The organism is Niveispirillum sp. FG148 (assembly GCF_057809655.1).
In genome coordinates, this window is sequence record NZ_JBMDKJ010000027.1 from 1 (window position 1) to 11942 (window position 11942).

Annotated in this window: 6 protein-coding genes; all 6 read left to right on the forward strand. The window is 67.9% G+C overall.

Features of this window, described 5'->3' with window-relative positions; all coding sequences use genetic code 11:
* Positions 1-4016 (forward strand): beta strand repeat-containing protein (locus tag ACODTW_RS21985; protein ID WP_488948232.1); only part of this gene is annotated, 4016 nt, incomplete at its 5' end.
* Positions 4003-5829 carry a tetratricopeptide repeat protein gene (locus ACODTW_RS21990; RefSeq protein ID WP_488948233.1) on the forward strand — a complete coding sequence of 609 codons (1827 nt, stop codon included), beginning with the start codon at positions 4003-4005 and terminating at the stop codon, positions 5827-5829. The genes ACODTW_RS21985 and ACODTW_RS21990, both read left to right, overlap by 14 nt.
* A 77-nt stretch (positions 5830-5906) precedes the next feature.
* Entirely contained in the window at positions 5907-6485 is a 579-nt protein-coding gene (gene greB / locus ACODTW_RS21995) for a transcription elongation factor GreB (RefSeq protein WP_488948234.1), read from the forward strand.
* Positions 6486-6651: 166 nt separating this feature from the next.
* Positions 6652-9612: an ATP-binding protein gene (locus tag ACODTW_RS22000; RefSeq protein WP_488948235.1), complete on the forward strand. Its 2961-nt coding sequence runs from the start codon at positions 6652-6654 to the stop codon at positions 9610-9612.
* Between the two features lie 149 nt (positions 9613-9761).
* A complete protein-coding gene (locus ACODTW_RS22005) occupies positions 9762-10214 on the forward strand; it encodes an RrF2 family transcriptional regulator (protein ID WP_488948236.1) in 453 nt (150 codons plus the stop codon).
* Between the two features lie 335 nt (positions 10215-10549).
* Entirely contained in the window at positions 10550-11938 is a 1389-nt protein-coding gene (locus ACODTW_RS22010; protein WP_488948237.1) for an FAD/NAD(P)-binding protein, read from the forward strand.
* Positions 11939-11942 lie beyond the last annotated feature (4 nt).

The window sequence follows — 11942 nt, forward strand, 5'->3', positions numbered from 1 at the left end:
TGGTCAATGGCGACGTGATCAGCGGCGTGACGCTGGCCAGCAGCGGCACGGGCACGGCCGCCAATGCCGGCAGCTACACGATCAGCGCGTCGGGTGCTTCGGGCACGGGGCTGTCGAACTATTCGATCACCTATGCCGAGGGCACCCTGACGGTGAACCCGGCCGCCCTGACCATCACGGCCAGCGGGGCGACCAAGACCTATGGCAATGCCGTCAGCCTGACGGGCTATACCAGTGCGGGTCTGGTCAATGGCGATGTGATCAGCGGGTTGACCCTGACCTCCACCGGCAGCGGCACCACCGCCAGCGTCGGCAGCTACACGATCAGTGCCGCCGGAGCGACGGGGACCGGCCTGTCCAACTATTCCATCACCTATACCGAGGGCACCCTGACGGTGAACCCGGCCGCCCTGACCATTACGGCCAGCGGCGCATCCAAGACCTATGGCACCAGCGCCAGCCTGACGGGCTATACCAGCAGCGGGCTGCTGAACAGCGACAGCATCAGCGCCGTCAGCCTGAGCAGCAGCGGTGCCGGTACGGCGGCGTCGGTCGGCAGCTACACGATCAGCGGCAGTGCTGCCACAGGGACCGGCCTGTCGAACTATTCCATCACCTATGCCACGGGTACCCTGACGGTCTCGCCCAAGGCGCTGACCATCGCGGCCAGCGTGGCCACCAAGACCTATGGCGACAGCCTGAACCTGACCGGCTATACCAGCGACGGCCTGGTCAATAGCGACGTGATCAGCGGTGTGACCCTGTCCTCCACGGGCAGCGGCACCGCCGCCAGCGTCGGCAGCTACACGATCAGTGCCGCCGAGGCCACGGGGACCGGCCTGTCGAACTATTCCATCACCTATACCAGCAGCACGCTGACGGTGAACCCGGCCGCCCTGACCATCACGGCCAGCGACACCACCAAGACCTATGGCGGCAATGCCAGCCTGACGGGCTATGACAGCCTGGGTCTGGTCAATGGCGACAAGATCAGCGGCCTGACCCTGCTCTCTGCGGGTGGCGGTGCGGCCGCCGCCGTCGGCCTCTATACGATCAGCGCGTCCGGGGCGACCGGCACGGGCCTGTCGAACTATTCGATCACCTACGCCAATGGCACCCTGACGGTCGATCCGGCCCCGCTGACCGTGACGGCCGGCAATGCCACCAAGATCTATGGCAGTGTGGCGCCGCTGACCGATTATGTCGCGTCGGGTCTGGTCAATGGCGACAGGGTCACCGCCATCACCATGAGCAGCGAGGGCGCGGTGGCGACGGCCGTCGTCGGCACCTACACCGTTGCGGTGTCCGGGGCGACGGGCACGGGCCTGTCCAACTATACCATCACCTATGCCGCGGGCACCCTGACCGTCGACAAGGCGGCGCTGACCGTGACGGCCGGCAATCATGTCAAGGCCTATGGCGAACAGGCGGGCCTGACCAGCTTCAGCGTGTCGGGCCTGGTCAATGGCGACAGCATCGGCGCCGTCACCATGGACAGCATCGGCGCGGCGGCCAACGCTGCCATCGGCACCTATGCCGTCCGGGCCACGGGGGCGACGGGCAGCGGCCTGGACAATTACAGCATCACCTATGCCGATGGTTCGCTGACCGTGGGCAAGGCCGTGCTGACCGTCACGGCCGGCAATGCCAGCAAGCTGTATGGCGCCAGCACCACCCTGTCGGGCTTCAGCGTGTCGGGCCTGCTGGACGGGGACAGTCTCAGCACGGTGACGCTGACCAGCACGGGTCTGGACGTCAGCGCCGGCGTGGGCACCTATGGCATCGCCGCCAGCGGCGCCGTCGGGTCCGGCATCGAGAATTACGCCATTGCCTATGTCAACGGCACCCTGACCGTCACCCCGGCCCCGCTGACCGTCACCGCCGCCAGCGCCAGCAAGGTCTATGGCGGCAGCGGCGCGCTGACCGGCTTCAGCGCGTCGGGGCTGATCAATGGCGACAGCATCAGTGCCGTCAGCCTGACCAGCACGGGTCAGGACGCCAGGGCCGGCGTCGGCACCTATGCCATCACGGCCGCCAGCGCCACGGGCGTGGGCGTCAACAATTACTCCATCACCTATGTGGAAGGGCAGCTGGCCGTGACGCCGGCGGCGCTGACCATCATCGCCGGCAACAGCTCCAAGATCTATGGCACCAGCGCCAACCCCACCGGCTTTACCGCCAATGGCCTGCTGAACGGCGACCGGGTGGATGGCGTCACCCTGGTCAGCGCCGGTTCCGATGCCACGGCCGGCGTCGGCAGCTACCGGGTCACCGCCTCCGGCGCCACCGGGTCGGCCTTGGGCAATTACAGCGTCACCTACCAGGAAGGCACGCTGACCGTCGATCAGGCCACGCTGACCATCACCGCCAATGACGTCAACCGCACCTATGGCAGCGGCGGCAGCAGCGGGCTGGCCGGGTTCCGCACCTCGGGCCTGGTCAATGGCGACAGCGTCACCGGCGCGACCCTGTCGGGATCTGCCATCGACGCCACGACCCCGGTCGGCCGGTACAGTATCAGCGTCAGTGATGCCACCGGCACCGGCCTGGGCAATTACAACATCGTCTATGCCAATGGCAGCCTGAACGTCACCCCGGCCTCGCTGACCATCAGCATCGGCAATGTCGCCAAGACCTATGGCCAGGGCGCCAGCCTGAACGGCTACAGCGTTTCCGGTCTGGTCAATGGCGACAGCGTCACGGGCGTCGATCCGTCCAGCGCGGGCGCCGCCGTGACGGCCGCGGCCGGTACCTATGCCATCACGGGCAACGGCGTGTCCGGGTCGGGTCTGGACAACTACACTATCAGTTATGTCGACGGCACCCTGACCGTGAACAAGGCCGCGCTGACCGTCGTGGCGGGCAATGCCAGCAAGGTCTATGGCGGCACCGCCAGCCTGACAGGCTACAGCGCGTCGGGTCTGGTCAATGGTGACCGGATCAGCAATGTGGCCCTGTCCAGCACCGGCAGCACGGCCACGGCCGGCGTCGGCACCTATGCCGTGACGGCGGGGTCGGCCACGGGCACGGGCCTGTCGAACTATGCCATCACCTATGCTGCCGGTACCCTGACGGTCACGCCCAAGGCGCTGACCATCGTGGCCGGGACGTCCAGCAAGGTCTATGGCGGTATCGCCAGCCTGACGGGCTTCACCGCATCCGGTCTGGTCAATGGCGACAGCGTCAGCAATGTGGCCCTGTCCAGCACCGGCAGCGCCGCCACGGCCGGTGTCGGCAGCTATGCCGTGACGGCGTCGGCCGCCACCGGCACGGGGATCGGCAATTACGCCATCTCCTATGTGAACGGGTCGCTGAATGTCACGCCGGCCAGCCTGACCATTGCGGCCGCCAACGCCACCAAGGTGTCGGGCACCGACCTGGCCCTGACCGGCTTCACCGCCAGCGGCCTGCTGAACGGCGATACGGTGGCCCAGGTGGCCCTGACCAGCCCCGGCAGCCCGGCAGCGGCCGCGGCCGGCACCTATACCATCACCGCCGCGGCAGCGACGGGGACGGGTCTGTCCAACTATTCCATCCAGTACCAGACCGGTCAGCTGGTGGTGACACCCGCCGCCACCCTGACCACCAGCACCGTGTCGCGCATCGTCGTTTCCGCCGTCGTGCCGACCATCACCGTGGCGCCCACGCCCATCGTGGCCACCGTGACGGCTCCGGCCCCGGTGGCCACGACGACGGCCCCCGTGACCGCGGCGGCGGGCGGCACGGCCACCACTTCGACGTCGACCTCCACCTCTACCGGCACAGGCAGCGGCAGTTCCTCCACCACCACCTCCTCCAGTTCCGGCAGCGGTACGACGAGCACCGGCGACAGCGGCGCATCGGGTGGCGGTGCAACGGTTGCAACCGACGGCGCCGCCAGCCAGAGTGGCGGTCAGGTCGCGGGCTCCGGTCAGACCTTTGCCGTGGCCACGACCGGTGGGGACGGCGAGGTCTACGCCCAGGTCCAGATGACGTCGGCCCCCATCAAAGGCAATGAGCAAGATGAACGTCAGTAACAATGGCGACATGTCCATCCCCGTCGTCGAACGCAGCGGGGCCGTCCTGCTGGAAATCGGTCGCCGTGTTCCGGCCTTCGCGACGGGACTGCATTTGCAGTCCACGGGCCAGCTGGATCAGGCCCGACAGGTCTTTCTGCAACTGACCGAACGGCCGGAACTGACGGCCCCGGCGCTGCATCAGCTGGGCGTCATCGCCGCCTTCCAGGGCGACAATATGCGGGCCGCCGGCCTGTTCGAACATGCCCAGCGCCTGGAACCGGGGGAACCGCTCTATTACTGTTCGCTGGGCACCGTGTTCGAGCGCATGGGCGACGTGCCCCGCGCCGTGGCCGCCATGGTCAATCTGGCCGTGATGCTGCAGACCCAGGGCAAGCATGAAGATGCGCTGCCGCTCTATCGCCGCATCCTGCACATGTCGCCGCTGAATTATTCGGCCTGGGTGAACATGGGCACGGGTCTGGCCTGGATGAACCGCGCGCGTGAGGCGGTTGTCCCCCTGGTCATCGGTGTCATTCTGTTCGGCCGCATCCTGCCGGAAGCCCGCGATCTGGGTCAGCAGCTTGTGGGCGAAGTGGGTGACCGGCTGCCCGAACTGCGCGCGGCGCTGGCCATGCTGCCGGAGGGGCTGCCCGAAGGCCGCCTGGAACGGCTGGAGGAGGTGCTGCAGACCCTGGATAAGGCGCTGCGCACGGCGGGCTTCATCGATGCCACCGCGGCCTCGCTGGCCGTGGCGCTGAAGCTGGCACCCGGCAATGCCCTGGCCCGCTGGAACCATTCGCTGGCCTGCCTGGCCAAGGGCGATTACGCCCAGGGCTGGGCCGATTACGAATGGCGCTGGGTCTGGGACCAGTTCCCCGAACCGCGCCGCATGCTGTCGGCCCCGCAATGGCGTGGTGACGACCTGACGGGCAAGCGCATCTATGTCTGGGGCGAACAGGGTTTCGGCGACATCATCCAGTTCGCGCCCCTGGCCCGCATCCTGGGCCAGCGCCACAACCCGGCGGAGATCGTGCTGGAGGTCAGCGCGCCGCTGGTCCGGGTGCTGGCCGCCGCCCTGGACGGCCCCGGATTCCGCGTCATCTCCCGCCCCGACAATCCCCACAAATACGGGGTGGAGGAGAATTTCGACTATCATATCCCGCTGCTGAGCCTGGCGCATTTCCTGTCGCTGCGCGTGCCCGACCTGCCGCTGCTGCCCGGCTGGCTGAAACTGTCGGACGCGGAGGTGGCGCGCGGCGCTACCCTGCTGCCGCCCCGGCAGGAGGGCAGGCGCCGCATCGGCATCGTCTGGGCCGGCCGGCCCCAGCATTCCGAAGATGCGCGCCGGTCCTTGCCGCTGGCCCTGCTGCATCAGGTTCTGGACGCCATTCCCGACGCGCAGTGGATTTCGCTGCAGGTCGGTCCGCGCGCCGGCGATGTGCTGGCCTTCAAGGATCGCATCCATGACATGGCACCGGTCCTGAACGATTTCATCGACACGGCCGCCGTCATCGCCAATCTGGACCATGTCGTGGCCGTGGATACGGGCGTGGGCCATCTGGCCGGATCCATGGGCGCGCCGGTCTCTCTGCTGCTGGCCCATGCCGTCGACTGGCGCTGGGAAATCGGCACCACCGGATCGCCCTGGTACCCCAAGCACCGCATCCATCGCCAGACCTCGCTGGGCGACTGGAACAGTGTCATCAACGCCCTGCGCGAGGAACATGCGGCCCTGGTGGCGGGGGACGACGGTGCGGCAGCCCCGGTGGAGGCAGAGGCCGCCGGTCCCCGCAAGGCGACGGGCAAGGCCGGGCGCAAGGCCGCCGAGTGAGGCCGCCCCGCGCCCCCTTTCCCAAACCCGCCCATCCGCGCTAAACCAGGACCCGGTTTTCAGCAGGGATGGGTGGGATGAGCAAGGCCTGGGTGAATGAGAATGCGCGGGACGCGGCGGCCGACGATGATGACGGCGCCGATGATCCGCGCCCTTTGCCGGCCGGGGCCAAGAACCACATCACCCCGCAGGGATTCGAGCGCATGCGGGCCGAGCTGCAGAACCTGCTGCGGGTCGAACGGCCCAAGGTGGTGGAGATCGTGCATTGGGCGGCCGGCAATGGCGACCGGTCGGAAAATGGCGATTACATCTATGGCAAGAAGCGCCTGCGCGAGATCGACCGGCGCATGCGGTTCCTGTCCAAGCGTCTGGAAATCGCCAATGTTGTCGATCCCGTTCAGCAGAAGCACCGTGACCAGGTGTTCTTCGGCGCCACCGTCACCTATGCGCGTGAGGATGGCACGGAAAACACCGTGACCATCGTCGGCGTCGACGAAACGGATATGGGGCCCGGCCTTATCAGCTGGGTTTCCCCCATCGCCCGCGCGCTGCTGAAGGCGCGGGAAGGGGATGTGGTCCCTGTCCGCACACCGGCCGGGCTGGAGGAGCTGGAGATCGTCGCCATCCGATACCCGACCGCATCCGACGTCGGATAGCCCTGTGGCAAATATCCGCCAGCGATGGAGCTGCATTTTGCGCCGTACCGATGGCGCGCGGGTAATGGCCGTGGCCGACCTAACCTTCTGCGCGCATCTGCTATCCTTGATCATTTGTTAATCAATTGGGCTGTTCGAAGTACTCTGCCCCGGTAAAGGGGAGTTGATGTTGCTCGCTTCCAGGAAGTTGGTCCTCGCGTTGACCCTGGCCCTGGCCCTGCTCTGGTCCGGGGTGGGGGGATTGCTGCTGTTGGAGCGCGACCGCGCGCTGGCGCAGGCAAAGCGTGACGTGGCCAATCTGGCGCTGGCCTTCGAGGAACAGTCCTTCTGGATATTGTCCACGGTGGACAATCTGCTGCGGGAAGCCAAGCAGCAATACGAGGCCGACCCTGCGGCGTTCAATGCCAGCCAGTTTGTTGGCGGCCACGCGCTGCCCGCGGGTTTCACGGTGCAGATGTCCATTGTCGGCGCTGACGGCTATCTGATCGCCTCCACCCTGGGGCTGGGGCCGGAAGCGCGCATCACCAATTATCTGGACCGGCCGCATATTGCCGTGCATGTCCGTCAGGACAGCGGTCAGGCCTATGTCGGCATGCCCATCATCGGGCGGCTGTCGGGCAAATGGGCCCTGCCCGTGTCCGTGCGGCTGAACGCGCCCGACGGGTCCTTCAACGGCGTCATCGTGCTGTCGGTCGATCCCTTCTATCTGTCGGGCTATTATCGCCGGCTGGACCTGGGGCAGGATGGGGCCGTTTCCATCGTCGGCACCGACGGGATCATCCGCGCCCGGTCATCGCGTGAAGACAGCCCGGACCGGCCCGTGGGCCTGGGGCAGTCGCTGGCCGATACAACCCTGATCAGGCAGGCGCTGCAGGTGTCCGACGGGGTGACGGACAACCTGTCCGCCATAGACGGCGTGCGGCGGATCATGGCCTTCCGGCATATCCGTTCCTATCCGCTGATCGCCATTGTCGCGCGCAGCGTCGATGAAATCCTGGATTCCTGGTGGAGCCTGGCCGGCCGGTCGCTGATCGCGGCCGTAATCGCCAGCGCGGCCTTGATCGTGCTGTTCTGGATGCTGTCGCGCGAGTCGGGCAAGCGCCTGGCCCAGGCACGCGATATTGCCGAGGCCAACCGCCTGCTGCGCCTGGCCGAGCAAGTGGCCATGGTCGGCCATTGGCGATTTGAGATCCGTTCCCGCCGCCTGACCTGGTCGGACGAGGTCTATCGCATCCATGGGCTGCGCAAGGACCGGTTCGTGCCGACGCTGGAGGCCACGCTGGCCGCCCATCATCCGGAGGATCGCGACCGCCTGCGCGAACTGGTACAGGCCGCCATGCAGACGGGCAGTTCCTATGAAATGGCCCTGCGCATCATCCGCCCGACCGGGGAAATACGCCATGTGGTGACACGCGGTGTTGTCGAAACCGGGTCGGACGGCCGGCCGGTGGCCCTGTTCGGGGCGCTGAGCGATGTGACCGACCGGACGGCGCAGGAGGAGGCGCTGCTGGCCGCCCGGCGGGAGGCGGAGGCGGCGGCCCGCGCCAAGACCGACTTCCTGGCCACCGTCAGCCATGAATTGCGCACACCGCTGAACGCCGTGATCGGCTTTGCCGACCTGCTGCTGACGGCTGACCTGCCGGAGACCGAGCGCCGCCGCTATATCCGCCTGCAGGCCGAAGCCGGGCGCACGCTGCTGGCCGTCATCAATGACGTGCTGGATTTCTCCAAGATCGATGCGGGTCATCTGGAGCTGGAGGAGATGCCCACCGACACGGTGGGGATGCTGCAAACCTGCGTGGAGCTGGTGCGGCCCATGGCACAGGAGAAGGGGCTGACCCTGAAGGTGGATCTGGCGTCGGATCTGCCGCCCTGGCTGCTGCTGGACCCCACGCGCATGCGCCAGATCGTGCTGAACCTGTTGAACAATGCCACCAAATTCACCCAGGCGGGCAGCGTGTCCCTGACGGCGGCCGTCAGGCCCGGTGCGGCGGGCGACCGGTTGCGCATCAGCGTGGAGGATACCGGCATCGGCATCGCCCCGGAGCGGCAGGTGCGCCTGTTTGAGCCCTTCCATCAGGCCGATGCCTCCACGGCGCGGCGCTATGGCGGCACGGGGCTGGGTCTGGCCATCTGCCGCCGTCTGGTCGGGCTGATGGCGGGCAGCATCGGGCTGGAGAGCGAGGTGGGCCGGGGCAGCCTTTTCTGGGTGGAAATCCCGCTGCGCCCCACCGAACCGCCCAGCAATGCCCCCGCCCTGCCCACGCCGGGCGCCGGCGAGGGGGCGGAGGGCAGCCGCCCCCTGAATGTACTGGTGGCCGAGGATCTGCCCGTCAATCAGCTGCTGGTCCGCGCCATCCTGGAACGGGCCGGGCACCGCGTCGACATCGCCGTCGATGGTGCCGCTGCCCTGGCCGCCGTGCAGCGCCAGCATTACGACCTGGTGCTGATGGATGTGCAGATGCCGGGCATGGACGGGCTGGAGGCCACCCGTGCCATCCGGGCCCTGCCATCGGTGGCCGGTCGCATCCCCATCGTGGCCCTGACCGCCAACGCCCTGGCGTCGGAGGTGGAGCGCTGCCGCAAGGCCGGCATGAACGACCATATCGCCAAGCCGATCGAGGCCGAGCATCTGGTGGCCAATCTGGCCCGCTGGTCGCAGCGCATCGGGTCGGCGCGGCACGAGCGCGGGCCGGTTGCCGATGCCCCGCCGGTGGCCGGTGCGCCGCCGCCGGTCATGGCACCCGACGTCATCTCCACGGAAATGCAGGCCCAGCTGGAGGCGTTGATGGGGGCGGGCGCCTTGCACACGATGATGATCGAGCTGGCCTCCACCCTGCGCAGCCGGCTGGCCGCCGCGCTGGACCCCACCACCCCGCTGGACACGATCCGCACCCATGCCCATTCCATGATCTCCCTGTCGGGCAATTTTGGCCTGATGGAAATGTCCGCGGCCGCGCGTGAGGTGGAACAGGCCATCGATGCCGGTACCCCGCGTGAAGGCATCACGCGGGTGCTGGCCGTGCTGGCGGCGGCCGGTGAACGGGCCGACCACGCCATCAGCGAGCGGCTGGCGGCGCTGCTGCGGGTGGATCCGACACCGGATACTGCGCAGGCCGACACCTGATCCCGGATGAAGGTGAACGTGGCCGATTGATGGGCTGCAACGGCCGGCACCGGGCCGGGCAGGGGCGGCCCGCAAAAAGCAGCCCTTGCCATCCGCCCCGGGAAGGGCCATGAAAAGGCCCATTGTTGCGTGCCGGGAATCAAATCGCGATGCTGACACAGCGGGCTAAATACGCCCTTCGCGCCTGTATCCATCTGGCGGACCATTACGAGGAAGCGACCACGGTCCAGATCGCGGAGATCGCGTCGGCGGAGAATATTCCGGCGAAATTCCTGGAAGCCATCCTGCTGGACCTGCGCAAGGCCGGCCTGCTGCAAAGCCAACGCGGACGCCATGGTGGCTATCGCCTGGGCCGGGCGCCGGAAAACCTGTCGGTCGGTGACATCATCCGCGTCATTGACGGCACGCTGGCCCCCATCCGCTGCGCCAGCCGGCTGCGTTTCGAACCCTGCGACGATTGCGAGGACGCAGCCACCTGCGTCATCCGCTGGGCCATGCTGAAGGCCCGCGACGCCATGGCGACGGTGCTGGACCGCTGTACCCTGGCCGAAGCCTCCCGCCGGCGCCGCTCGCTCAGCCATCCGCTGGATTTCGTCATCTGATTGCATGCTCCCTCAGTCGCCGGGCGCCGCCATCCGGCGGCTTGGCTTACGCGGGCATGGGCCCGCGGGCCAGCGGTCGCTGGCCTCCAATCCGCCAGAGGTCAAGCCTTCGGCGGATTGGCATGATGCCGCGCCTCAGTCGCCGGGCGCCGCCATCCGGCGGCTTGGCTTACGCGGGCATGTTCCATGCCCCTTGGTACCAGTTCTACTCTCCGCAACCTGGTACGAGCCGCTGCGGGCCCTGGTCATCAAACGGTCAAGGGCAAGCGGCTTGACGAAAGCGCGCCGATATTCCCTACTGTCAAAGTAGGAGTTCGAGCCCCGGAGAAGCCCGCATGAAAAGCCGCCCCCGCCGTCAGACCATTGCCGTTCTTGGTGCGGGGTTCAGCGGGGCGCTGGTCGCCCTGCATCTGCTGGCGGCGGGGGATGCGGCACCCCGCGTGCTGCTGGTGGAACGCGCCCGGGGCTTCGGCAAGGGCGTTGCCTACAGCACCCGCCATGGTGCGCATCTGCTGAATGTGCGCGCCGGCAATATGAGCGCATTTCCCGACCAGCCGGGTCATTTCATTGACTGGTTACGTTCCCGGAACGAGATGGCCGACCCGGCCGGCTTTGTGGCGCGGGCCACCTATGGGCAGTACCTGCAGGACATGCTGGCCCAGGCGGCCACGGGATCGGACGCGGTGGGGCGTCTGGTGCTGGTCGCTGACGATGCCGTGGCGCTGGTCCGGTCGGACGATGGACGTTTCCGCCTCACCACGGGCGTGGGCCGGGGCTATGATGTCGATGGTGCCGTCATCGCCGTCGGCAATTTCCCGCCCGATCTGCCACCGGGCGTCGACAAGGATCTGCTTGGATCATTCCGCTTCCAGACCGATCCGTGGGCGCCGAACGCCCTGCGCCATATCGCAGAGATGGACAGCGTCCTGCTGCTGGGCACCAGCCTGACCATGGTCGATGTGGCGCTGTCGCTGTCCGACCAGGGCCACCGGGGACCGATCCTGGCCCTGTCGCGGCGGGGATTGCTGCCGCGGCGGCATGCGGCGGCCGGACCGGGGGTCGGGGCTGCGCCCGTCCCGCCCGCCATCGGCCCCAGCCTGTCCCAGTCGCTGAAATCCGTGCGGGAGGCGGTGCGCACGGCCGCGGCGGCGGGCGGGTCATGGCACGCGGTGATCGACAGTCTGCGCGGCGGCACCGGTGCCTATTGGCACGGGTTGCCCGTCGCGGTGCGGGCCCGTTTCCTGCGGCATCTGCGGCCCTGGTGGGATGTGCATCGCCACCGGCTGGCCCCGCCGGTCGATGACCGGCTGCGGGCCATGATGGCGTCAGGGCGGATGCGCGTGGTGGCCGGCCGCCTGGAGCGGCTGGCGGAAGCGGGCACCGACGGCCTGTCGCTGCGTCTGCGCCCACGGGGGTGGGACGTGGCTGAATCCCTGACGGTGCAGCATGCCATCAATTGTGTGGGGCCGGGTGGCGATATTGCCGGCACGCGCGACCCGCTGCTGCGCGGGCTGCTGGATAAGGGGCTGGCGCGGACCGATCCCTTGCGGCTGGGCCTGGAAACCGATGGCGATGCGCGGGTGCTGTCGCGCGACGGGGCCGTGGTGCCGGGCCTTTACGCCATGGGGCCGATCATGAAGGGAACCTTGTGGGAGATCACGGCCGTGCCCGACATCCGGGTTCAGGCCGCGCGACTGGCGGCGACGATCCTGTCAGCCGGTTGATCCC